This is a genomic window from Nocardioides sp. Root240, from assembly GCF_001428825.1.
In the GTDB taxonomy this organism is placed as follows: Bacteria; Actinomycetota; Actinomycetes; order Propionibacteriales; family Nocardioidaceae; genus Nocardioides.
Genome location: NZ_LMIT01000013.1, coordinates 478688 through 502391, shown reverse-complemented (window position 1 = coordinate 502391; position 23704 = coordinate 478688). Strand labels below are relative to the sequence as shown.

Here is a 23704-nt window from a genome sequence, read left to right as displayed (position 1 = left end):
GGAGGCTCAGGAGTAGTTCGGGTTGTTGCCCGTCGGCATGGTGATGTTGGTGACCTTGCCCTCGCCGAGGAAGAACCGGACGCCGAGCCGGATGAACTCGTCGAACAGCCAGTAGCCCTGCGGCGCGAACGGGAACCACATCGTCGCCTCGCGGAAGGCGATGAACGGCGGCCATCCCGTGCGCACGAACAGGTCCGTCGCCGGCTCGCGCGGCACCTCCAGCCAGTCGGCGATCTGGTCGCCCAGGCAGAAGCGCGTGAAGGAGTGCAGCATCGGCTTGGTCAGCCCGCCGTCGTACTCGGCGGCGAGGTTGAGCAGGATCTTGGCGAGCTTCACGCCCTCGGTCGTGGGCGCGAGGATCGGGTCGAGCACCTGGCGCGACTGCGCGTTGGACTCGCTCCACGTGGCCGGGATGTACTCGTCGGCGACGCCGAGCATGTGCGCCGTGATCTGCCACAGGTGCAGGAAGGCGGCCGAGTCGGCCGACGGCATCGGCACGCCCCAGGCGGTGAGCTTGTTGAAGCTGAACGTCGCCAGGCTGTGCCAGGTCACCATGATGTCGGCCTGGCTGATCGGCTTGGTCTCCTCGGCCGCGGCGTGCCAGTGGCCCGACTGCGGCAGCAGGTGGCGTACGGCGGCGTGGGTGAGCCGGGTCTTGAGGCAGGTGACCACCATCTGGCCGTTGGGGCCGAAGGCACCGTTGACGCCGATGTCGTAGCCCAGCTTGGCGGTCTTGTCGATGCGGTCCTTCATGTCCGCGCCGCCGGCGGAGTAGTAGACCGCCTTCGCCTCGCGCGGGATGACGCAGCTCATCATGCCGCTGCCGAGGCCGTAGAGGACGCCGAGGTAGAGCCCGCGCCGCTGGTAGAACGAGAACGCCTGGTCGAGCTTGGCCTGGTCGGTCCAGCTCGGCAGCTGACGCGCCTCCTCGAGGAAGGCCCGCAGGTCCGCCGGCAGGCCCGCCGGGAGCGCCTGGCCGTTGCGGGTCCAGCCCTTCAGCAGGTCGTTGACGAGGTCGACCTCGCCGCGCTCGAAGAGAGCGGCGACCAGGTCGTCGGCGACCGGGTCGTGGACGGTGCGCGGGTCGACGCCGGTGCCGGTCCCCACGACTGACGCCGACGGCGACCACGTCCATGCCTCGGCGGGCGTGATCACGCCGAAGGCGCCCACGGCCCCCAGAGCGCTGCCGCCGAGCAAGATGCCGCGCCTGCTGAGTCCCTGCATCCGTCCACTCCTCGATGAGTTGGCTGATTGGTATGGTGATACGCAAGACGTATCTGTGTATCACGGATCCCACCACAGGTCGGCGCCGCGGCGCCAGAGGGGTGCGGAAGAATGTTCGTCGTGGAGACACCCGGGGACGCCAGCGCATCGCTGCTCGAGCGCGCCCTCGCCGAGGCGGGCGCCGGCGCGGACGACGGCGCCCACCCCGAGCTGCTCGACGCGGCGTACGACCTCTTCTGCCGCCACGGCATCCAGCGCACCACCATGGACGACGTGGCGCGCCGGGCCGGCCTGTCGCGGATCACCGTCTACCGCCGGCTCAGCTCCAAGGAGGCGCTCGTCGAGCAGGTCGTGCTCCGCGAGTTCCGCCGCTACCTCGACCAGTTCCTGCTCGACATCGCGCCCGCCCGGACGGCGGAGGAGCGGGTCGTGCTGGGCTTCGTCAGCTCGCTGCGCTCGATCCGCAGCAACCCCCTGATCGGCGGGCTGATGGTCGCCGAGCCCCAGGCGCTGGTGCCGATGCTCGAGCGCACCGGCCGCACGCTGGAGACCGTCTCGCGCTTCGTCGCCGGGCAGCTCCGACGCGAGCAGGCCGCCGGTCATGTCGCGCCCGGGGTCGACGTCGACCTGGTCGCCGAGGTGATGGTCCGGCTGACGACGTCCTTCCTGCTGACGCCCAGCCACCAGGTCGACCTCGACGACGACGAGCAGGTCGGCGACATCGCCCGGCGCTACCTCGCGCCGATGCTGCGAGGCTGAGCGCGTGACCGAGATCGCCGTCCGCACCATCCGCCACGACCGCACGCTGATCATCGGCCTGGACCGGCCGGCCAAGCGCAACGCGATCAACGCCGCCGTCACGCGGGGCCTCGACGAGGCGCTGAACCTGCTCGAGGACGACGACGACCTCTGGTGCGGGATCCTCGCGGGCGGCCCGACGGTCTTCTCCGCCGGCGCCGACCTCGTCGAGGGGCCCGGCGCCCCGACCGAGCGCGGCGGCATCGCCGGCATCATGTCCCGGGTCCGGCCCAAGCCGCTGATCGCCGCGGTCGAGGGGGTCGCGCTCGGCGGCGGCTTCGAGCTGGTCCTGTGCTGCGACCTCGTCGTCGCCTCCCGTACGGCGTCCTTCGGGTTCCCCGAGGTCAAGCGCGGCCTGCTGCCCGACTTCGGCGGCGTCTTCCGCGCACCCCGCGTCCTGCCCGCCAACGTCGCCCGCGAGCTGCTGCTCACCGCCGAGCCACTCGGCGCGGAGCGGGCCGAGCGACTGGGCTTCGTCAACCGGCTCGTCGAGCCCGGCATGGTCCTGGACGTGGCCCTGGGCCTCGCCTCGACGATCACGGGGAACGCACCACTCGCCGTCCGGGAGTCGCTCGCGCTGGCGCACGCCGAGATCAACGGGGACGAGAGCGAGGACTGGGCCGCGAGCCACGCGGCGCTGGACCGGCTGCTGGTGAGTGCGGACGTGCGGGAGGGGATCGACGCGTTCTTCGAGCGGCGGGACCCCGTCTGGCGGGGGCGCTAGGCCAGCGCGCCGCGCAACCAGCCACCCAGCTGCTGGACCACGTCGGTCGCCTCCCGCACCATGCCGGCGAACAGGTGGGTCACGTGCCAGTGGCCCTCGAGTCGCTCGTAGGTCACGTCGACCCCGGCCGAACGCGCCGCCGCGACGAAGCTCTCCACGACCGGCAGGATCATCTCGTCGCTCGCGGCGTGGACGAAGAGCGGCGGCAGGCCGGTCAGGTCGGCGTGGAGCGGGGAGACCTCGGGGAGCGCGACCGACGACCCGGCGTACGACGACGCGCCGAGCTCGAGCCAGGGCAGGCTGAGGAGCGGGTCGTCGACGGTCTCGTCGAGCCCGGTCAGCGACAGGTCGACCCAGGGGGAGATCAGGCCCAGTGCCGCCGGCAGGGGTACGCCGACCGAGCGGGCGCGGAGCGCGAGGGCCAGGGTGAGGCCGCCACCGGCGGAGTCGCCGGCGACGACGACCTGCTCGGGGGTGAGGCCGCTGTCGAGCAGTGCCCGGTAGGCGGCGAGCGCGTCGTCGACGGCTGCGGGGTAGGGGTGCTCGGGGGCCAGTCGGTAGTCGAGGACGTGCGCGACGGCGCCGGTGGCGTGGGCGAGGTGCGCCGCGACCGCGCGGTGGGTGACGGGGGAGCCGACGAGGTAGGCGCCGCCGTGCAGGTAGAGCAGCGCGCGGGACGGGTTGCTGGCGGCGGTGACGATGCGTTCGGCGGGGACGCCCCCCAGCGTGGCCGCCGAACGCACCGTGCCCTCGGGCAGCACCGCGAACCGCATCAGCGTGTCGAGCACCTGCCGCTGGCGGGCCGGGGTCAGCCGGGTGCCGAGGACGGGCCTCACGACGCGGCGGACCAGGACGCGGGCGGCGGGGAGCGGGACGTGCACGGCCCTCATCCAACCAGCGGTGACGGCAGCCATCACACCCCCCTTCGGAGGATGTCGGCGGCCTTCTCTCCGATCAGCATCGTGGGCGCGTGGGTGTTGCCGTGGGTCACCCTCGGCATCGCGGACGCGTCGACGACGCGCAGCCCGTCGACGCCGCGCACCCGCAGGTTCGCGTCGAGCACGCCCTCGCCCTCGACGCCGATCCGCGCGGTGCAGCTGGGGTGGTAGGTGTGCTCGACACCGGTGCGGACCGCCTCCTCGAGCTCCTTGCGGGTGCCGAACCGCTTCCCGGGGTGGATCTCGTGGCGGGTCCGCAGCGCCGGCGCCGTCAGCACCTCGCGCGCCCGCTCGATGCCGTCGAGCATCGACTGCATGTCGTCGGGGTGCTCGAAGTAGTTGTTGCACACCAGCGGCTTGCGCTCCGGGTCGGCCGAGGCGAGCCTGACCCAGCCCTCGGACCGCGCCCCGACGAGGGACAGGCCGATGGCGAACGCGTGGCCGTCGTACGTCGCCGCACCGTGCTCCCAGAAGTAGACCGGGGCACCGATCATCTGCATTGCGGGTGCGTCGTCGGCCACGCTGGTGGGGAAGAAGGCACCGGCCTCGCCGATGTTGGAGGTCAGCATGCCCTTGCGGCGCAGCAGGTACTTCGCCAGCTGTGCGGGCTTCTCCGCGAAGGAGAGGTTGTCGGTGTCGCTGGTGTCCCAGTTGACCATGTACATCGGGTGGTCCATCAGGTGCGCGCCCACGTGCGGGTTGTCGACGACGGTGGTGATGCCGTGCTCGGCCAGGTGCGCGGCCGGTCCGATGCCCGAGAGCATCAGCAGGTGCGGCGTGTTGTAGGCGCCGGCGCTGAGCACCACCTCGCGACGGGCGCGGAAGGTCTGCAGCTGCCCGCCGACGCGGGCGACGACGCCGGTGGCGCGTCCGTTCTCGATCAAGACGCGGTGGACGAGCGCCTTCGGGGTGATCGTGAGGTGGGGCTGCTTGCGGTGCGGGGCGAGGTAGCCGTCGTACGTCGTCCAGCGCTGGCCGCGCCGGGTGAACCGCTGGTACATCGACGCCCCCTCCTGCTGGGCGCCGTTGAAGTCGTCGGTGCGGCCGATGCCGGCCGCGGCCATCGCGTCGACGAGCCGGTGCGAGCCGCCCCGCGGGTCGGGCGCGTCCTCGACGTACTGCGGTCCCGAGGCGCCGTGGAACTCGCCGGCGCCCCGGCTGTTGGACTCCATCCGGCGGAACAGGGGGAGCACCTCGTCGTACGACCAGCCGTCGGCGCCGGCCTTGGCCCAGCCGTCGTAGTCGGCACGGTTGCCGCGGATGTAGATCATCGCGTTCATGCCGCTGGTGCCGCCGAGCATCTTGCCGCGCGGCTGGTAGATCCGCCGCCCGTCCAGGTGCGGCTCCGGCTCGGACTCGTAGTCCCAGTCGACCTTCGTGTGGAACTGCTTGGCGAACGCCGCCGGGATCTGCACGTTGAGGTTGGGTCGGCTGCGTCCGCCCGCCTCGAGGACCAGCACGGACGTGCCGGGGTCCTCGCTGAGCCGCCCCGCGAGCACGGCGCCCCCCGAGCCGCTGCCCACCACGATGTAGTCGTACTCCGGCATGTCGGTTCCTCTCCTCGCGCCTGTCCGCCCCTCCATGCTCGGCCGGTCGGCATCTCGGGCGCTTGTGACGGACACCACTCGCCGAGGGAGGAGTTGTGACAGACTCCAAGAACTTCGCGCACGGAGCGCCATTGAATGACCGCTGATGTTCCCCACGACAAGGGAGGCGCTCATGGCAGGGAGCGACGACCACGCGCAGGTGGCCCGGGCCTGGCTGCAGGACTTCGTGGAGGCCGCGCTGCGGCCCAGCGAGGTCGACGAGTTCGTCCGGACCGTCGACGACGAGATCCTGGCGGCCATCCCGGTGCTCGCCGGCGACGCCAGCCTGTCGGAGGAGCTGCACGCGTCGACGCGGGAGCACTGGCGCAACTTCCTGGTCAGCCTCTCCGGTGAGCACCGGCTCGCCCTACCGCCCGCCGCGATCGCGCTGACCCTGTCGATCGCCCGGCGCAACCACGACATCAGCGTGCTGCTCAAGATCTACCGGGTCGCCAACCGGGTGGTCTTCCGGTACGTCGCCGAGCACACCACGCCAGACCACCTGCCGCCGAGCCTGCCGCGCGACGAGGCGCTGCTGGCGTTGTGGATGAGAGCCGATCGCTGGATCGACGAGTCGGTCGAGCGGCTGGTCGAGCACTACACGCGGGAGCGGGCCAGCCTCGTCGAGGGGGCGCAGGCCCGACGGGCCGAGACCATCGAGGCGCTGGTCGCCGGAGCAGTCCCCACGCCGGAGCACGAGCGCCTCCTGACGCACCGGTTCAGCGCCTGGCAGACGGCCTTCGTCCTCTCGGCGCCGCCGCACGCCGACGAGGGGGCGCCGTTGTTCGACCTCGCGCTCCGCGTGTGCCAGCAGCTCGGCCTGCCCCGTCCGCTGACGACCTTGGCCGGGAGTCGCGAGCTGTGGGGCTGGGTGGCGACGGGGGAGCAGCCGGACATCGCGCTCCCCGCCCTCGCGGACCTGCTCGAGAGGTCGGGGGCGCACCTCGCCGTCGGCGCGTCGGCGCAGGGGCCGGAGGCCTTCCGGCTCAGCCACGTGCAGGCGATCGCGGCCCAGCGGATCGGGCTGCGGGCCCTTGCCCCGTCGCACGCCTACACCGACATCGAGCTGGTCAGCCTGGTCGGCGACGGCGAGCTGGCCCGCGAGATGGTGCGCCGCGAGCTCGGCCCGCTGCTGACCGGCGCCAAGGCCGACGACGGACTCCGTACGACGACCCTGACCTATCTCCGCGCCGGTCAGAACGTCGACCTCGCGGCGGAGCGGCTGTTCATCCACCCCAACACCGTGCGCTACCGCATCGGCCGGATCGAGGAGCAGCTCGGCCACCGGATCGCCGCCCGCGCCGCCACCCTCGAGGCCTGCCTGGCCTGGCTGGAGGTGTACGGCGCGGACGCGCTCGGGTGACGGGCCGGTCAGACCGCCGGGGGAGTCACGCCGAGGGCGGTCAGCTCGGCGACGTACGTCTCGACGTTGCGGAGCTTGACCGTCTCGTAGCCGCGGACCACGTCGGGCAGCTCGGCGATCGTGACGGCGCGGTCGAGGCCGTCCGCAGTCAGGCCGGCCGCGAGGTCGGTGATCGTCGCGCGGTAGTGGTCGCGCAGCTCGCGCTCCACCTTGCGCAGGTGCGCGCGGCCGAACGGGTCGGCCGCCGTGCCACGCAGTCGCTTCATCTTCGCGAGCGCGCGCAGCGAGCCGTGCGAGCGCGGGCCGAAGGCGATCTTCTTCTTGCGGCCCATCGCGCGCAGCGCCGGCGGGTGCAGCTGGAAGGCGATCGTGCCGCCGGGGTAGGCGCCGCCCGTCTCGGCGAGGAAGGCCGGGTCGGTCAGCAGTCGGGCGACCTCGTACTCGTCCTTGTAGGCCGTCAGCTTGAACAGGTTGCGGGCGACCGCCTCGGTGAAGGCGGTGCCGGTGGTGACCGCGGCCTCGGCCTTCGCGACCTGGGCGACCAGGGCGACGTAGGAGTCGGCGAGCTTCTCGTCCTGGTAGTCGACGAGGTCGGCGGCGCGCTGCTCGACGAGGCGGAGCACCTCGCCGGTCAGGCCGGACGCCGCGACGGACGCCGGGACGTGGCGCTCGCGGACCGCCACCGGTGCGGCCGGCTGGTTGGCGGCGCGGAAGGCGACCGGGTCGGTCACCGCGACGCGACCCCAGCGGAAGGCGGCCACGTTGGCGGCGACGGCGGTGCCGTTGATCTCGATGGCCTCCTCGATCGCGGCGGCCGGGAGCAGCAGCGCCCCGGTCTGGTACGCCGCCCCGACCAGCAGGAAGTTCGCGGCCACGGTGTTGCCGAAGATCCGGTCGGCCGCCTCGAGCGCGTCGAAGTCGAACAGGTCGGCGCTCGCCGTGCGGACCCGGTCGAGCAGGTCGGCCTCGTCGGGGTGCGCGACCTGCTTGTCGGCGACCATCGAACCGGTGGCGGTGCGGCTGGTCGAGACCACCGTGCGGGTCGAGGCCGCGCTGCCGAACTGCAGGTTGCGGTCCTCGGCGAGGGTCAGCAGGTCGAAGCCGAGGAAGCAGTCGGCCGAGCCGGGTGTGAGCCGGTTGGCCGGCTCGAGGTCGCCGGCCGCGAACCGGAGGTGGCCCACGACCGGGCCGGCCTTCTGGCTGAGCCCGGTCTGGTCGAGCGACTCCACGCCGTACCCGGCCCGGAGCGCAGCGGTCGCCAGCACCTGGTTGACGGTGACGATGCCGGTGCCGCCGATGCCGACCATGAAGACGTTCTGGGTCGTGGTGACGGGCTGCTCGGCGACGGCGTTCGGGGCGATCGTCGGCGGAGCCGGGTAGCCCTTCTTCGCGGGCTTCTTCGCCTTGGTGCGCCCCTTCGGCGCCGTCTCGACGGTCACGAACGACGGGCAGTCGCCGTCGAGGCAGCTGTAGTCGGTGTTGCAGGAGGTCTGCTCGATGCGGGTCTTGCGGCCGTACTCGGTGTCGACGGGCTGGACGGAGAGGCAGTTGCTCTTCACGCCGCAGTCGCCGCAGCCCTCGCAGACCGCCTCGTTGATGACGACCCGCTGGGTGCGCGCGGGCAGCGAGCCCCTCTTGCGCTGGCGGCGCGCGTCGGCGGCACAGTGCTGGTCGTAGATCAGCACGGTCACGCCCGGGATCTCGCGCAGCATCCGCTGCGCCTCGTCGAGCCGGTCGCGGTCCCAGAGCAGGGTGCCGGGCGCGAGGTCGCGCTTGCGGTGCCGCTCGGGCTCGTCGGCGACGACGATGATCTTCTTGACGCCCTCGGTGTGCAGCTTGTGGGTCAGCGCCGGCACGCGCAGTGCGCCCTCGGCGTCCTGGGCACCGGTCATCGCGACGACGTCGTTGTAGAGCACCTTGTAGGTGATGTTCACGCCCGCGGCGATGCAGGCCTGCACGGCCAGCTGCGCGGAGTGGAAGAAGGTGCCGTCGCCGACGTTCTGGAAGATGTGGCCGGCGTCGGTGAACCACGCCTGGCCGATCCACTGCGCGCCCTCGCCGCCCATCTGGGTCACGCCGGTGACGGCGCTCTCGGGGCGGTCGGAGATGGTGACCATCGCGTGGCAGCCGATGCCGCCGCCGCCCATCGAGCCCTCGGGCAGCACGGTGGAGCGGTTGTGCGGGCAGCCGGAGCAGAAGTACGCCGAGCGGCTGACGGGCAGCAGCGGCAGGGTCGTGCGCGGGCGCTGCGGCGGGGTGACGGTGAGCCAGCCCTCGAGCGCGTGGCGCAGCGGTGCCAGCAGCCGGCCGGCGGTCAGCTCGCCGTCGGCGGGGATCAGGCGCTGGCCCTTCGCGTCGAGCTTGCCGAGGATCCGCGGCGCGTGCTCGCTGCCGTAGAGGAGGTCGCGGACCTGCATCTCCATGAAGGAGGTCTTGTCCTCGACCACGACGATCTCGTCGAGACCGGCCGCGAAGCGTCGTACCGCCTCGGGCTCGACGGGGCTCATCATGCCCATCCGCATGACCCGGACGCCGGCCGCGACGAGCGCCTCGTCGGTGACGCCGAGGTCGGTCAGCGCCTGGCGCAGCGAGTCGTAGCAGCTGCCGGACGCGACCAGGCCGAGACGGGCGCCGGGGGCGTCGACGTCGATGACGTTGAGGCCGTTGCGGGCGGAGTACTCGTGGACGAGCGCGGTGCGCGGACCCACCAGCTCGGCCTCGGCGCCGACGATCATCGCGGGCCGCAGCACGATCGGGCTCTGCGTGTAGGCGTAGGGGTGGCCGTTCCAGTCGATGGTCGGCAGGACCGGGGTGAGGTCGACGTCGGCGCTGTCGACGACCCACGCGCCGTCGGCGACGTCGGCGACGATCTTCAGCGCGACGACGCAGCCCGACGCCCGCGACATGTCGATCGCGTGCAGGCCGAGGGTGACCACCTCGGTCGCGTTGCGCGGGAAGAGCACCGGGATGCCGAGCGCCGCGAGCGACCGCTCGCTGACCGCGGGCACGGTCGAGGACTTCGACGCCGGGTCGTCGCCGACGAGGAGAACGGCGCCGCCGCGTCGGTTGACGCCGTACATGTTGGCGTGGCGCAGCGCGTCGGTCGCGCGGTCGACACCGGGCCCCTTGCCGTACCAGAAGCCGGTCACGCCGTCGTGGGTCGCGTTGGCGGCTGGCAGGTCGATCTGGCTGCCCCAGACCGCCGTCGCCGCGAGCTCCTCGTTGAGGCCGGGCACGAAGCGGATGTCGTTGGCGTCGAGGACGTCCTTCATGTCCGCGAGCATGCGGTCGAGGCCGCCGAGCGGACTGCCCTGGTAGCCGGACACGAAGCTGGCCGTCTTGAGGCCGCGGCGGCGGTCCAGCGCGCGGTGCTCGACCAGCAGCCGGGCGATCGCCTGGACGCCGGTGAGCAGCGTCGGCGGCCCACCGACGCGGAACCTGTCGTCGAGGTCGTACGGCGCAGCAGGCACGGCCGGTTCGTGGGCACGGTTCAGCAGCTCGGTCACCTTCCGAGCATCCTCCTGCGTGCCCCGGGTCACAACGCTCGCCGTGAGGTTTGGCGACGATTCGCAATCGTGGCGCCTCTCGACCTCGGTCGTGCGCAACAAAGACCCTGTCGCGCTTACGATTTGTTGCGTGAGCGAACCGGCCGTCCTGGACCCCACCGACCGCGCGATCCTCGAGCTGCTGCGCGAGAACGCGCGCCGGCCGCTGCGCGAGATCGCCGATGCCGTCGGCCTGACCGTGGCGCCGGTCCAGCGCCGGATCGCGCGGCTCGAGAAGCTCGGTGTGATCGAGCGCTACACGGTGCGGATCAACCACGGCCGGATCGCCGCCGGCATCGAGGCGATCACCGAGCTGAACTTCGCCAACGACCTCGACCTCGCGCAGGTGCTGGACTTCGTCGCCGGCGTCCCCGAGGTCGAGGAGGTGCTCACCCTCGCCGGTGACCCGGACGCGCTGGTGCGCATCCGGGTCAACGGGGTCGAGGACCTGCGGCGGGTGGTCAGCCAGCTGCGGGCCGGGGGCGAGATCTCCAGCACCAAGACGCTGGTGGTGCTGGAGCAGTGGACCCGCTCGGGGTGAGCCCGTCGCCCCTCAGTGCGTCGGGCGGACCTGCAGCTGCGAGGTGACCGAGGCCGCCGCGCAGGTGGTGCGGCCGTGCCGGCCGTCGGCGAGGGTGACCTCGATCGTCGCGAGGTACGGCGTGACGGTGCGCCGCTCCGTGATGCCGTCGGCCGACTCGACGGTCCGCACCGTGTGGCCGGACCGCTGCAGGTCGACGTCGATCGTGGCGGTGGTCCGGACCTCCTCGGTGACCAGGTCGACGACCTCGGTGCGCAGGCTGCCGCGGCCGGCCCGGAGCCGCAGCTCGCCCTGGGCCTTCTCGACGCTCTCGGTGCCGTGGTCGAGGACGACCTCGACGTAGGCGTCGGGCAGCACGCCGCCCAGCCGGACCTGCCCGTCGGCGAGGCCGCCGAGGTCGCAGATGTCGGAGCCGAGGTCGCCGGAGCGGGAGACGTAGCCGGCCGGGTTGGTCGTGCGGACGTCGAAGCCGTTGATGTCGCCGGTGCAGGCGTTCTCGCCGAGCACGACCGGCCGGCCGTCGTACGTCGCGACGACGCCGGTGAGCAGGACGTCGGCGACCGTCGTCGTGCCCTTGGTCCAGCGGTTGCCGTCGCGCTCGTCGACGGCCTCGGTGGTGCGTGGCCCCTGGGCCGCGTCGGCGCTGATCGCGAAGGTCTTCGCGCCCAGCGGGACGGTCGCGGAGAACGTGGAGCCGAAGGCGAAGGAGCTGGCCTCGCCGTCGACCACGAAGCTGCCGTCGGACGCCTCGACGAAGGCGCCGACGCCACCCTCGGCGCCGTCCGTCGTACCGCCGCCGGTGAGGAAGAGCGTCTGCCCGCCACCGAGCCCGGCGACGCAGGTGACGCCCCAGTACTCCGCGTGGATGCGGGTCGGCGCGGCCGCGCCGGCGGGGGCGAGGGGGAGCAGGGTCGCGGCGCCGCAGGCGGTCGCCAGGGTGGCGAGGGCGGCGTGGCGGAAGGTGGGGTGCATCGGGTTCTCCTGGTTCGTGGAATCAGGATCTCTACGCCTCGGCACCCGGGTCGGTTGCCTGTTTCCTCGAGCGAATTCCGGACGGACCTGTCGTACCGGCCCGGTCCCGCTCGTGGCGGTGGTGTGAGCGGGTCGCACCGGCGGCCCCGCCCGACGACAGGAGTCCGAGATGTCCAGCACCACGCAGATCCCCACCGCCACCACCGCCCCCGCTGCCGACGTCCCGTCGGTGCGTCCGGTCGTCTGGAGGCACGGCGTCGCCGCCGCGGGTGTCGCCGCCGTCGCCACGACCACCCTCGCCGCGATCGCGTCGGCCGCCGGTGTCTCGTTCGCCGACACCACCGGCGAGAGCATCCCGCTGTTCGCGTTCGCCCAGCTGACGCTGGTGTTCTCACTGATCGGCGTCGGCATCGCCGCCGTCCTCGCCCGCAGGGCCCGCCGTCCGCGCTCGACCTTCGTCCGCACCGCGACCGTCCTGACGGTGCTGTCCTACGTGCCGGACCTGACCTTCGGGTTCGACGCCGCCTCAGCCGCGGTGCTGATCGGGCTGCACACCGTGGCTGCGCTGGTCGTCGTACCGGTGCTCGCCCGTCGGCTGGTGCGGGGCTGAGGAGGACTGCAGTGCGCGTCCCCGGACGATCGCCTCTGCCGCCGCCGGGTGCACCCGGGTGAGGACGAGGGTCTCGGGGCCGCGCTGCTGCACGCCGACGAGGTGACGGTAGGAGTTGACGTTCCCAAGCACGATCGCCACCACGGTGAGCAGCAGCGGCACCCAGGCATGGTCGAGGCCGGAGAGGCTTGCGACCACCGCCGCGATCACACCGATGGAACCGACCACCACCGCAAGGTCGCGCAGCTGCCGCCACTGCTTGTCGAGGTAGGGCTGGAAGGGCACGTCGACCCGGTACTTCCGCGATGACATGACACTGGCGAACAGCCAGCCGATGATCGTGAACACCAGCAGCACGATCACCCAGTCGGGTGTGGTGCTGCCGCGCAGGGTGACGCGGTGGGTGGTCGGGACGCCGCTCTTCACGCAGACGTCCGAGGGCACCACGACATCGGTGCCGACGCGTCCGACCACCACGGTTGCCATGGCGGGAGGCTAGCGCCGGGCGTCAGGCGGCGAGCGCGATTGCCACATCCTGCACACGCAGGAACGCGTAGTCCGCAGGGCTGATCGTGCTCGTGCCCTCGCCGGTCACGAGGCGGGTGAGTCCGTGGGGTGTGCGCCAGATCCATCGGTCGGGTCCGAGCTGGTGGACCTCGTAGCCGAGATGTGTCTTCGCTCGGTGGGAGTGGCGGGTCAGTGGGGTGTCGTTGTGGTCGCCGGTCTGGCCCGGTGGTCCGTGTCGGTCGTAGGCGACGGTGTGGTCGTGGTCGGGGCTTCTCTTCGACTGGGCGAAGAGGGTGGTGGCGTGGGGGAAGACGTCGCCGAGGGTGCGGTACTCGCTGCGCTTCTTGACGTCGGCGGGGTGCTCGTAGCCGTTCACGGACCGGCCGGCGTGGAGGTCGATCACGGGGGTGATCGTCACCTGGGCGTGGTGGGCGAGGAGGCCCTGGACCTGGGTGAGGATCCTCGGTCCGAGGTCCTCCACGCGGGCGACGGGTCCGAGTTCGTCGTCTTCGGTGAGGCTGAGGTGGACCACGACCTTCGCGGCACTGCCGCTGGTCGCAACCACTTCGGTGCCGTCGAGGGACTGCCAGAACGCGACGACGGCGACCGGGTCGGCGGACATGGCGAACGCCTCGGCGCGCCAGTGGTCCATCCCCAGGTCCTGCTCCTCCGGTGAGGCGTGCTCAGCGAGCGCGACGGCGAGTTGTTCGATGAATGCCTCGTGGACCCGGGCGTGAGCCTCGTCCAACCGAGCGAACGCGGTCGCGACTCCCGCAGCGTTGTCGACACCTGCGATCTGGTCGCCGGGCTTCGGCTTGGAGTACCAGACCCCGCTGTACTGCTGGTTGTCCNGGTGGTGGTGTCGGCCTCGATGATCTTGGCCTCGGCGATCGCGAGGATCCGGTTCGGCGCCTGCCCCAGGGCGGCAGCGACTGCGGTGTCGACGATCCGGACCTGCTCACGGGTGAGCTTGCGCGACAGGGACGCGACCCGGCGGACGACCCAGGTCTCGCACTCGAGCTTCTGGGCGCCTGCCCACACGAGCGGGAGCCGGTGTCGCAGGTCGAGCGCGTCGGCCAATGCCCGTCGGGTCGCGCCGACGCCTTCGCAGCGGGCGATGGCGATCTCGTCCAACGCCAGATCGCTGATGCCGGGGGTGCCGTCGCCGCCGGGGTGGACCAGCTTCGGCCCACCACGCCGTACGGGCACCGCGCCCGGCTGGGCTTGGGGGTCGCCGGAGAACACGTCGGCCCAGGCGAGGAGGACCTGGAGTGCTTGGATCTCGACCTGTCGGCGTTGGGTCACGAGGTCCTCGGCGCGCGCCAGCAGCACGGCGGGTGCAGCGGTCGAGGGGTCCGAGGTCATGGGTTCATTCTACTCGAACGCCTGTTCGAACGCTAGTGAGGTGCGGGTTCTCCACAGGGCGCTTTCGCCAGTTTTCTAGCGGTTCCGGGCCCCATGCGCCGGTCTGCAAGCCGACCGGCGGACCCGGCCACCCGCCCAGCCCTCTCGTCGCTGCTGCTTGAAAACGCCACCACCGACCAACGGATCCTCGAGGAGGAGTTCCAGCATCATGGCCAGAGGTTTCGAGGCTCGGCGCTGGGGCGCCTCGCACCTCAACCAGCGGGAGGCGACGGCGTCGCGTGGCCTCCTCGACCAACCGAGAGCCGACCGGCGGACCCGACCACCCACCCAGCCCTCTCGTCGCTGCCGCTTGAGAACCCGATCGCCGACCGACGGAGGCCAAAGCAGAATTCCCGGCGTTCGCGACTCAGTCGCGCTCGGCCGTCATGAGTGCCCGAACACCGCCGCCGATGAAGAAGAGCACGGGGATGGTGAGGAGGATGACGTTGGCGAACCCGGTCTGGGCGGAGGCGATGTCGAAGTGGGAGACCACGAGGTAGAGGCCGGTGAGGAGGCCGAGGGCGCCGAGGCCGGGGGCGATGAGGGCGCGGAAGACGCTGAACCCGCGGCGGTCCCGGGCGAAGAAGGCGACGACCGCGACGGCGCAGATCGCCTGGGCGGCGATGATCGAGGCGACGCCGGCGGCGTACGGCAGGAGGCCGAGGTCGAGGAGCGGGTCCCAGCCGGCCACCGCGCACAGCGCGACGGTCGCGATGCCCAGCCCCATCAGGACGTGGCTGGCGCGCGCCGGCGAGGAGTGGCGCGGATCGGTGTGGCCGAGCCAGCCCGGCAGCAATCCCTCGCGGCCGAGCGAGAAGAGGTAGCGGGAGGCGGCGTTCTGGAAGGAGATCAGGCAGGCGAGGAAGCTGGTGACGATGAGCACCTCCATGACCTTCATCGCCCACGTGCCGAGGTAGTCCTGGGCCTGGACGAACGGCAGGTCGGCGAAGTCGGGTGAGGCGACGGCGCCGATCACGCCTTCGACACCGAAGGCCGTGACGAAGCACCAGAACGAGAAGGCGTAGAACAGGGCGAGGAACGCGACCGCGACGTACGTTGCTCGCGGGATGGTGCGGTGCGGGTGCCTGGCCTCCTCGGCGTAGATCGCGGTGCCCTCGAAGCCGATGTAGGACCCGAAGGCCAGGACGAAGAGTGCTGCCGCGCCCGGACCGACCAGCCAGTTGCCGGGATCGAAGGGCGCCAGGGAGAGCGGCTCGGGGCCGCCCCTGACGAGGACGGCGATCGAGACGCCTGCCAGGAGCGCGACCTCCGCGGTGAGGAGCACCGCGAGGAAGCGGGCGCCCACCTCGACGTTGCGGGCGCCGATGAAGCCGATGGCCGCGACGATGGCGAGGCCGAGCGCCCACCACGGCACGTCGACACCCGCCATGTCCTCGATGACCGACTGGCCGTAGAACGCGGCGTACCCGTAGAAGGAGAGCAGCAGCAGGACGTAGCCGGCGGTGGTCATCACCGCGGTGGCCGAGCCGACGACCCGGCCCAGGCCCTGGGTCGCGTAGGCGTAGAAGGCCGCTGCGTTGGTGACGTGCCGGGACATCGCCGTGAAGCCGGCGGCGAACAGCATCAGGACGACACCGGCGGCGAGCATGGCGCCGGGGCCGCCGACGCCGCCGAGGAGCACCGCGAAGGGTGCCCCGCTGACGACGACGGTCAGAGGTGCCGCTGCGGACATGACGAAGAAGACGATGGCGGCGACGCCGAGCCGCCCGGGCGCCAGGCCGTCCGTGGAGGACTGCTCCGGCGTGGGTGTCGCCGTGGAGGTGGTGGGTTCCATGGTGGTCTCCTCAGTGTCAGCGGGGCGCGGACATGGCCGCGCGGAGCAGGTCGTGGTCGAGGGCGGGGGCGGTGATGCCGTCGCGGCCGGTCATCGTGCGGGCGGCGAGCATGGCGTTGAGGATCGACTCCTCGGTGGCGTCGATGGTGGCGTCGAACAGGCGGTCGACGAGCGGGTCGGTGGCCATCTGGACGGGCAGGGTCCGCGCCTCGGGCTCGATCAGCGTCATGGCGGGCAGGCCGGTGTTGCCGGTCGAGAAGGCGAGCATGATGTCGCCGCTGAGCGTCTCGCCCGCACCGCCGGTGCGTCCGATCGCCAGGGCGCCGCGCTGGGCGAGGCGGGTGCACTGGTGCGGCAGCAGCGGGGCGTCGGTGGCGATCACCACGATGATCGAGCCGCTCCCGGCCTTGGCCATCGCCATCTCCTGGTCGAGGGGGCTCGGCAGCACGTCCTTGCCGATCCGCTCCCCGACGGGGACGCCGTCGACGCGCAGCCGCTCGCGGCGGCCGTGGTTGGCCTGGACCAGAACGCCGACGGTGTAGTCGCGCCCGATGCTCGGCACCACGCGCGACGACGTACCGATGCCGCCCTTGAACTCGTGGCAGATCATGCCGGTCCCGCCTCCGACGGCTCCCTCGGTGACCGGGCCGCCCGACAGTGCGGCGAAGGCGCGCTCGACGTGCTCGGGGCGCACGTGCCCGCCGTTGATGTCGTTGAGCGTGCCGTCGTAGGTCTCGCCGACGACGGGCAGCGCGAAGAAGTGGTCCTCGCCGACGCGGGCCCGGTGGATCTCCGTGGCGATGGCGTCGCGGACGACCCCTACGGCGTGGGTGTTCGTGAGGCCGACGGGGGTGGTGAGCTGGCCGTTCTCCTGGATCCAGCTCAGGCCGGTGAGCTCGCCGTTGCCGTTGAGGAGGTGGAAGCCGGCGAAGACCGGTGAGGCCCAGACCTCCGGACGGGGCTCGATCACCGTGACGCCTGTGCGCACGGGCCCCTGCCCGACGGCGAGCGTCCCGTCTCCCTCGATGAGGGTGCAGTGGCCGACGCGGACGCCGGGCACGTCGGTGATCGCGTTGTTCGGTCCGGGCGGGAACGAGCCCAGGGCGATGCCGAGGTCGCGGGCACGGGGGTGGGTCATCAGCAGCTCCGTCACGTTTATTTCACTAGGTGAAAACAATGTGACAGGGCTCACGCCGTTTGGCAAGGAGGTGAGGGAGGCCAAGTAACCTGACGACTCGGCGGCCGCACGTGGGGCGCCGCGCAGCGCGACCCGTCGCCGGGACAGGAGGGAGCAGGAAGTGGCACGTCCCTCGACCAAGGAGGTACGCCGGCGCGAGATCCTGCGCGCGGCGCTCGACCTGATCGCGGTCGACGACCGCACCGAGGTCACCGTGGTCTCCGTCGCGCGGCACATGGGACTGACGCCGAACGCCATCCGCTACTACTTCCGCGACAACGACGCGCTCGGCCAGGCGCTCGACGCCCAGGTCATGTCCCGCTTCCTCGGCGAGCGCCTCGCCGCGATCGCGGAGCTCGACGACCCGCGCCACCAGCTCGTCCGGGTCATGGAGCTCGGCATTCCCACGGGGCCCGACGACATCGAGTGGCGCTCGACCTTCCGTCCGCTCCTGGCAGGCGTGGTGACGGCGGACTCGGGCCAGTACCTCAGCGACGTCTTCGAGGACCAGGTCGCGGTCTACCGTGACGTGCTGGTCGACGGAGAGCGCAGTGGTGTCTTCGCGCTGCGCCAGCCGGCAGCCGACATCGCGCGGCTGCTGCTGGCGATGGAGGACTACCTCGGTCTCCGGATCACCCTCATGGATCCCCGGCTGGACCGCGCCGAGGCGTTGCGCCTCATGCGGGACTACGCCGCACTGGCCACGGGCACCGAGCTGCCCTCCGACGGCCGGGGCTCGACACCCGAGGAGCCCCGTGGCTGAGCGCTGGCGTTCCGGGGTCGCGCTGCTGCTGAGCGCGGTGATCCTGCTGGCGATGCTCTTCGTCGGCCCCGGCAACGAGCTCGCCGCGCTGCGCCGGGTCCTCGGCATCGGCCAGGACCCGCTCGGTACGCCGGCCGACGTCCCGCCGGGCGGCGTGTACGCCTTCCTCCAGACCCAGCCCGACGACGACGAGGCACCCGTCGCGTGGAGCCCGTGTCGCGAGATCCGCTACGAGATCAACCCCGACGGTGCGCCCGGCAGCGACGACGACGCGGAGGCGCTGGTCGAGGACGCGATCGCCGAGGTGTCCGACCTGACCGGTCTGCGCTTCACCTATGGGGGCCGCACCGACCGGCGGCCGTCGTGGGAGAGCGACTTCGTGCCGGCCGGCCGCAAGGAGCCGGTGCTGGTCGCGTGGGCCGACTCCGGCGAGGTCGAGGAGCTCGAGGGCGACGTCGCCGGCGTCGGCGGCGCGGTCGCCGTCTCGAGCGGCCCCGACGGCTGGATGCGCTACGTCACCGGTCAGGTGACGCTCGACGAGGACGCCTACGCCGACCTCGAGGACGATGACGACGACGAGGGCGCCCGCGCGATCCTGCTCCACGAGCTCGGCCACCTCGTCGGCCTCGACCACGTGGAGTCGCCGGCGGAGCTGATGTTCGCCGACTACCTCGGGCAGGGCGACTTCAGCACCGGCGACCGCAACGGCCTGGTCCGGCTCGGGCAGGGGCGCTGCTGATGAAGCCGGTCGAGGTCGCGGCGGAGCCCGGACGCTTCTTCGACGGCGGCACCGACGGCCCGGACCCGGCTGACCGGCCGGACCCCGCCAGCCCGCCCCGCATCGTGCTCGAGCGGGTGGAGCGCGGCGACGTGCACCGTCGTACCGAGCGCTTCCGGCTGCTGCGACGGGTGGCCTACCGCGACCGCGAGTACGGCGTGCTGCTCGTCCCGGCCGACCTCGGCGGCTTCGAGTCGGACCTGACCTCGGTGCCGACGATCTTCACGTGGCTGGTCCCGCGCACGGGGCGGCACCTGCCGCCGGCGCTGCTCCACGACGGCCTCGTGCACGGCCCGCACGAGCCGGCGAGCTACCTGTCCGAGGAGGGCCACGTCCTCGACCGGGTCGCCGCCGACCGGGTGTTCCGCGACGCGATGCGCGACACCGACACGGGTCCGGTGCGCAGCTGGCTGGTCTGGTCGGCCGTCACCCTGGGGACGATCCGAGGCGGCTCGACGGCGTGGTCGAAGGCACGGCACGCGCGCTACCTCGCCACCGCGATCGGCACCCTGCTGGCGATCACGCTGCTCGGGGTGCTCGCGACGCTGGACCTGTTCGACGTCGTCGACGTGCTGCCGTGGATGGGGGAGCGGCCCCTCCTCGAGGAGCTCGTGGGCGGGCTGGCCGCCGCGGTCGTCGTCCCGCTGCTGCTCGGGCTGACCTGGGGCCGGTTCGCCGTCGCCGGCTGCGTCAGTGGGATCGCGCTCGCCGTGCTCCTGCACGTCACGGTCGTCCTGGCGCTCATCTCGCTGGGCTACCAGGCGGCCGAGTGGGTCGCCCGGCGGCGACCGCTGGCGGCGGCCGCGACCGCCGGCGTGGTGCTGATCGCACTGCTGGCACTGGTCATTTTGTTCATCGGCCCGTTTCGCTGACGCCGTACCCGCAGTACGTTCGGGGGGTGACCAGCACCGACGCTCCCGCAGCCTCCTCCGCCAGTGCCGCCGCCACCTTCACCTCGCTGAGCCCGGCGACGGGCGAGGTCGTCGGCACGCACCCGATCCACACCGCCGCCGACGTGCAGGCCGCCGTCGCGACCGCGCGCAAGGAGGCCGAGCGCTGGCGCGCCCTCGGCTTCGACGGCCGCAAGAAGGCGCTCGTGAAGTGGCGCAAGGTGATCGCCCGCCGCATGGACGAGCTGGCCGCGCTGATGGCCCGCGAGACCGGCAAGCCGCAGGGCGACGCCCTGCTCGAGACCGCCCTCGCGATCGACCACCTCGCCTGGGCCGCGAGCCACGCCGAGAAGGTGCTCAAGCGCCGCAGCGTCTCCCCGGGCCTGCTGATGGTCAACCAGGCCGCGAGCGTGGAGTACCGCCCGCTCGGCGTCGTCGGTGTGATCGGCCCGTGGAACTACCCCGTCTTCACGCCGATGGGCTCGATCGCCTACGCGCTCGCCGCCGGCAACGCGGTCGTCTTCAAGCCGTCGGAGTACACCCCCGGCGTCGGTGAGTGGCTCGCCGAGACCTTCCGTGAGGCCGTCGGTCGCCCGGTGTTCCAGGTCGTCACCGGGTACGGCGAGACGGGCGCCGCCCTGACCACGGCCGGTGTCGACAAGGTCGCCTTCACCGGCTCGACCGCGACCGGCAAGCGGGTCATGGCCGCGTGCGCCCAGACGCTCACCCCCGTCGTCATCGAGGCCGGCGGCAAGGACGCCCTCCTCGTCGCCGACGACGCCGACCTCGACGACGCCGCCGAGGCCGCGCTGTGGGGCGCCGCTGCCAACGCGGGCCAGACCTGCGCCGGTGTCGAGCGGGTCTACGTCCACGACCGGGTCTACGACGAGTTCCTCGGCAAGCTGGTCGACGAGGCGAGGAAGATCAAGGCCGAGCCCGGCGGCCAGGTCGGCCCGATCACGATGCCCTCGCAGGTCGAGATCATCCGCCGCCACATCGACGACGCCCTGGCGCGTGGCGGCCGTGCCCTCGTCGGCGGACCGGTGCCCGAGGGGGCCCGGTTCGTGCAGCCGACCGTGCTGGTCGACGTACCGGAGGACTCGGCGGCGGTGCAGGAGGAGACCTTCGGCCCGACCGTGACCGTGACCCGTGTGCGGGACATGGACGAGGCGATCGAGCGGGCCAACGGCACCCGCTACGCCCTCGGCTCCACCGTGTTCTCCAAGGACCACGGCATGGAGATCGCCGAGCGCCTGCGCGCCGGCATGACCGCGATCAACGGCGTGATCTCGTTCGCCGGCATCCCGACGCTGCCCTTCGGCGGCGTCGGCGACTCGGGCTTCGGCCGGATCCACGGACCCGACGGCCTGCGCGAGTTCACCTACCCGCACGCGATCGCGCGGCAGCGGTTCAAGCCGGCCATCGCGCTGACCACCTTCCGCCGGACGGCCAAGGAGGAGCAGCAGCTCACGAAGGTCGTGCGCGGACTGTACGGGCGCGGGAAGAAGTAGCCCCACCTGCGAGCAGGATCACCGCGAGCCCGCCGACCACGGTGGCCGCGGTGATCTGCTCTCCCAGCAGCAGCCCCGCCCAGGTGATGCTCAGCACCGGCTGCACCAGCTGGACCTGGCTGACCTGCGCCATCGGTCCGATGGCGAGTCCGCGGTACCACGCGAAGAAGCCGAGGAACATGCTCACCACCGCGAGGTAGGCGAAGCACGCCCACGCCGCGGGCCCTCCGCTCGGCGGCTGCCGTACGACGCTCGCCGCGGTGAGCGTCGCCATCAGGGGGAGCGCCACCACCAGGGCCCACGAGATGGTCTGCCACGAGCCGAGCTCGCGGGTCAGGAGGCCGCCCTCGGCGTACCCGGTCGCACACACGAGCACGCCCGCGAACAGCAGCAGGTCGGCCCGATGGATGCCGCTGACGCCGCCGCCCTGCACGACCGCGAAGCCGACCGCGGCGAGCGCGCCGCAGGCGGAGAACGCCCAGAACGACCGGGTCGGCCGCTCGCCGGTCCGCAGCACGGCCAGCACCGCGGTCACCGCCGGCAGCAGCGCGATCACGACCGCGCCGTGGCTGGCCGGCACCTCGGTCAGCGCGTAGGTCGTCAGCAGCGGGAAGCCGGCCACCACGCCGCCGGCGACCACCACCAGGCGCCACCACTGGCGCCCGCGGGGGAGTGCCTGCCGGGTGACGCCGAGCGCGATCGCGGCGAGCGTCGCGGCGACCACGGCCCGACCGGCACCGATGAAGAGCGGGGACAGCTCGCCGACGGCGACGCGGGTCAGCGGCACGGTGAAGGAGAAGGCCGCGACGCCGAGGACGCCCCAGCCGAGACCGGCGGGGACCGTGGATAGCGGGTGCGCTCGCGGCGCGATAGCGCTACTCTGTACTGACATGAACTACGATAGCGCCGAACGGATCGTGACCGGGCTCCGCGCCTGGATCCGGGATGCGCCCGCCGGTGCCCAGCTGCCGTCGTCACGGGCGCTCGTCGCGGAGTACGCCGCCAGCCCGGTCACCGTGCAGAAGGCCCTGCGCCGCCTCGGTGCCGAGGGGCTGGTCGAGGCGCGACCGGGCATCGGCACCTTCGTCCGCTCGGTGCGCCCGAGCCGGGGCGCCGACTTCGGCTGGCAGACCGCCGCCCTCGGCACCCCGCGCGCCCGGCTGACGGGCGTCGCCGGCCCGCTGCAGGACGCGCCGGCGGGCGCGATGGCGCTGCACGCCGGCTACCCCGGCCCGGAGCTGCTGCCGGAGCGCTTGGTCCGCACGGCCCTCGTGCGTGCGGCGCGCGGCGCCGCCGCGACCGCCCGGACCCCGGTCGCCGGGCTGCCGGAGCTGCGGGCCTGGTTCGCCGCCGAGCTGGCCGACGCGACCCCGGCGCACCTGTCCGCCGTGACGGCGGCCGACGTCGTCGTGGCGCCCGGCAGCCAGAGCGCCCTGTCGTCGATCTTCCGTGCGCTCGTGGCGCCCGGGCAGCCACTCCTCGTGGAGTCGCCCACCTACTGGGGAGCGATCCAGGCGGCGCAGCAGGCGGGCGTCGTACCGGTCCCGGTGCCGGTGGGCCTCGACGGACCCGACCCCGAGGACCTCGACCGAGCCTTCCGTGAGACCGGCGCGCGGGCGCTCTACGCGCAGGCCAACTTCGCCAACCCGACCGGCGTCCAGTGGAGCCCGGCGCGCGCGGAGGAGGTGCTCGAGGTGGTCCGCCACCACGGCGCCTTCCTCGTCGACGACGACTGGGCCCACGACTTCGGCATCGACAGCGACCCGCGCCCGGTGGCGGCGCTCGACGACGGCGGCCACGTCGTCTACCTCCGCTCGCTCACCAAGAGCGTCTCGCCGGCCGTCCGGGTCGCGGCCGTGATCGCCCGCGGGCCGGCCAGGGAGCGGGTCCTCGGGGACCGGGCGGCGGAGTCGATGTACGTCAGCGGGCTGCTCCAGCAGGCCGCCGTCGAGGTCGTCAGCGACCCCGGCTGGCGCAGCCACCTGCGCCGCCTGCGCGTGCAGCTGCGCGAGCGGCGCGGCCTCCTCGTCGACGCCCTGGCCGCCCACGCTCCGGACCTGGAGGTGGCCGTCGTACCCCCGGGCGGGTTGCACCTGTGGGCCCGCCTGCCCGCCGGCACCGACGTCGACCGGCTGGTCCGCGACTGCGCGGCCGAGCGGGTGTGGGTGTCGACCGGCGACGAGTGGTTCCCCGCCGAGCCGTCGGGGCCGTACCTGCGGCTGACCTACACGGGCCCCGAGCCGGCCCGCTTCCCGGACGCGGCGCGGGTGATCGCGCGGGCGCTCGCGGGCCAGCACTAGCTCGCGGGGCCGGACTCCCGCGCTGCGTTGAGGACGGTGATCTTCTGCCAGACCTTGCGCTCGAGCGAGACGGTGAGCGCCTCGATCGTGCTGACCGTGTCCAGGACCACGGCGTCGTGCGACTCCTCGGCACAGAGTGCAGCGGCCTTGCCGACCAGGCTGAGCAGCTCGGAGCAGTAGTCGAGGAACTGACGCAACCGTGAAGGCGGTCGGCGCCAGAACCGCAAAAAGAGTCTCTGACCTGCGGAAACGTTGATCGGCACTCGTCGTCGCCTGGC

General features: G+C 72.5%; 21 protein-coding genes. 10 read left to right on the top strand and 11 right to left on the bottom strand.

The window, feature by feature from the left end; genetic code table 11:
* Positions 1-6: 6 nt before the first annotated feature.
* Complete coding sequence (locus ASE20_RS25690; protein WP_056896261.1) at positions 7-1224, bottom strand: oxygenase MpaB family protein; 1218 nt, start codon at positions 1222-1224, stop codon at positions 7-9.
* Positions 1225-1344: 120 nt separating this feature from the next.
* On the opposite strand from ASE20_RS25690, the gene ASE20_RS19795 reads away from it, so the two are divergent.
* Positions 1345-1983, top strand: coding sequence for a TetR/AcrR family transcriptional regulator (locus ASE20_RS19795; protein WP_225869249.1), 639 nt, complete (start codon positions 1345-1347; stop codon positions 1981-1983).
* Between the two features lie 4 nt (positions 1984-1987).
* The gene (locus tag ASE20_RS19790; RefSeq protein ID WP_200952875.1) at positions 1988-2746 is read left to right on the top strand and encodes an enoyl-CoA hydratase-related protein; all 759 of its coding nucleotides are present in this window, start codon (positions 1988-1990) and stop codon (positions 2744-2746) included.
* Here ASE20_RS19790 and ASE20_RS19785 read toward each other — a convergent pair.
* Together ASE20_RS19785 and ASE20_RS19780 are read right to left on the bottom strand one after the other, a co-directional pair.
* Positions 2743-3660: an alpha/beta hydrolase gene (locus ASE20_RS19785; protein ID WP_200952874.1), complete on the bottom strand. Its 918-nt coding sequence runs from the start codon at positions 3658-3660 to the stop codon at positions 2743-2745. The genes ASE20_RS19790 and ASE20_RS19785 overlap by 4 nt on opposite strands.
* Positions 3660-5231 carry a GMC family oxidoreductase gene (locus tag ASE20_RS19780; protein WP_056896259.1) on the bottom strand — a complete coding sequence of 524 codons (1572 nt, stop codon included), beginning with the start codon at positions 5229-5231 and terminating at the stop codon, positions 3660-3662. The genes ASE20_RS19785 and ASE20_RS19780 overlap by 1 nt, the downstream gene beginning before the upstream one ends.
* Before the next feature lie 172 nt (positions 5232-5403).
* On the opposite strand from ASE20_RS19780, the gene ASE20_RS19775 reads away from it, so the two are divergent.
* The gene (locus ASE20_RS19775; RefSeq protein ID WP_056896258.1) at positions 5404-6633 is read left to right on the top strand and encodes a PucR family transcriptional regulator; all 1230 of its coding nucleotides are present in this window, start codon (positions 5404-5406) and stop codon (positions 6631-6633) included.
* An 8-nt stretch (positions 6634-6641) separates the two neighbouring features.
* On the opposite strand, the gene ASE20_RS19770 is transcribed toward ASE20_RS19775, so the two are convergent.
* The gene (locus ASE20_RS19770) at positions 6642-10139 is read right to left on the bottom strand and encodes an indolepyruvate ferredoxin oxidoreductase family protein (RefSeq protein ID WP_056896413.1); all 3498 of its coding nucleotides are present in this window, start codon (positions 10137-10139) and stop codon (positions 6642-6644) included.
* Between the two features lie 130 nt (positions 10140-10269).
* On the opposite strand from ASE20_RS19770, the gene ASE20_RS19765 reads away from it, so the two are divergent.
* Positions 10270-10719 carry an Lrp/AsnC family transcriptional regulator gene (locus ASE20_RS19765; protein WP_056896257.1) on the top strand — a complete coding sequence of 150 codons (450 nt, stop codon included), beginning with the start codon at positions 10270-10272 and terminating at the stop codon, positions 10717-10719.
* A 12-nt stretch (positions 10720-10731) separates the two neighbouring features.
* Here the strand turns inward: ASE20_RS19765 and ASE20_RS19760 are convergent, their stop codons facing one another.
* The gene (locus ASE20_RS19760) at positions 10732-11691 is read right to left on the bottom strand and encodes a hypothetical protein (RefSeq protein WP_056896256.1); all 960 of its coding nucleotides are present in this window, start codon (positions 11689-11691) and stop codon (positions 10732-10734) included.
* 169 nt (positions 11692-11860) lie between these two features.
* Here ASE20_RS19760 and ASE20_RS19755 point away from each other — a divergent pair, with 169 nt between their 5' ends.
* A complete protein-coding gene (locus ASE20_RS19755; RefSeq protein WP_056896255.1) occupies positions 11861-12301 on the top strand; it encodes a DUF6069 family protein in 441 nt (146 codons plus the stop codon).
* On the opposite strand, the gene ASE20_RS19750 is transcribed toward ASE20_RS19755, so the two are convergent.
* The 4 genes from ASE20_RS19750 to ASE20_RS19730 form a co-directional block, all read right to left on the bottom strand.
* Complete coding sequence (locus ASE20_RS19750; protein WP_056896254.1) at positions 12218-12787, bottom strand: hypothetical protein; 570 nt, start codon at positions 12785-12787, stop codon at positions 12218-12220. The two genes, ASE20_RS19755 and ASE20_RS19750, sit on opposite strands and share 84 nt — an antisense overlap.
* Before the next feature lie 873 nt (positions 12788-13660).
* On the bottom strand, positions 13661-14173 hold a 513-nt coding region (locus ASE20_RS25685; RefSeq protein WP_235538832.1), incomplete at its 3' end, for a hypothetical protein.
* A gap of 406 nt (positions 14174-14579) precedes the next feature.
* Positions 14580-16007, bottom strand: a complete 1428-nt coding sequence (locus ASE20_RS19735) for an APC family permease (protein WP_056896251.1) — start codon at positions 16005-16007, stop codon at positions 14580-14582.
* A gap of 16 nt (positions 16008-16023) precedes the next feature.
* On the bottom strand, positions 16024-17145 hold the full coding sequence (locus tag ASE20_RS19730; protein ID WP_056896412.1) for a P1 family peptidase: 1122 nt from the start codon (positions 17143-17145) through the stop codon (positions 16024-16026).
* Between the two features lie 160 nt (positions 17146-17305).
* Here ASE20_RS19730 and ASE20_RS19725 point away from each other — a divergent pair, with 160 nt between their 5' ends.
* Genes ASE20_RS19725 through ASE20_RS19710 form a run of 4 tightly spaced genes read left to right on the top strand, consistent with a single transcriptional unit; the run spans position 17306 to position 21126 of the window.
* Positions 17306-17947 (top strand): TetR/AcrR family transcriptional regulator, encoded by a 642-nt coding sequence (locus tag ASE20_RS19725; protein WP_056896250.1) that lies wholly within the window; start codon positions 17306-17308, stop codon positions 17945-17947.
* Positions 17940-18686 (top strand): matrixin family metalloprotease, encoded by a 747-nt coding sequence (locus ASE20_RS19720; RefSeq protein ID WP_056896249.1) that lies wholly within the window; start codon positions 17940-17942, stop codon positions 18684-18686. Before ASE20_RS19725 ends, ASE20_RS19720 begins: the two co-directional genes overlap by 8 nt.
* The gene (locus ASE20_RS19715) at positions 18686-19597 is read left to right on the top strand and encodes a DUF1353 domain-containing protein (RefSeq protein WP_056896248.1); all 912 of its coding nucleotides are present in this window, start codon (positions 18686-18688) and stop codon (positions 19595-19597) included. The genes ASE20_RS19720 and ASE20_RS19715 overlap by 1 nt, the downstream gene beginning before the upstream one ends.
* A 26-nt stretch (positions 19598-19623) precedes the next feature.
* Entirely contained in the window at positions 19624-21126 is a 1503-nt protein-coding gene (locus ASE20_RS19710) for an aldehyde dehydrogenase family protein (RefSeq protein ID WP_056896247.1), read from the top strand.
* Here the strand turns inward: ASE20_RS19710 and ASE20_RS19705 are convergent.
* Entirely contained in the window at positions 21083-22018 is a 936-nt protein-coding gene (locus ASE20_RS19705; protein WP_056896246.1) for a DMT family transporter, read from the bottom strand. The genes ASE20_RS19710 and ASE20_RS19705 overlap by 44 nt on opposite strands.
* Here ASE20_RS19705 and ASE20_RS19700 point away from each other — a divergent pair.
* Positions 22017-23426: a PLP-dependent aminotransferase family protein gene (locus ASE20_RS19700; protein WP_056896245.1), complete on the top strand. Its 1410-nt coding sequence runs from the start codon at positions 22017-22019 to the stop codon at positions 23424-23426. The two genes, ASE20_RS19705 and ASE20_RS19700, sit on opposite strands and share 2 nt — an antisense overlap.
* Here the strand turns inward: ASE20_RS19700 and ASE20_RS19695 are convergent.
* Positions 23423-23623, bottom strand: a complete 201-nt coding sequence (locus ASE20_RS19695) for a hypothetical protein (protein ID WP_056896244.1) — start codon at positions 23621-23623, stop codon at positions 23423-23425. The two genes, ASE20_RS19700 and ASE20_RS19695, sit on opposite strands and share 4 nt — an antisense overlap.
* Positions 23624-23704 lie beyond the last annotated feature (81 nt).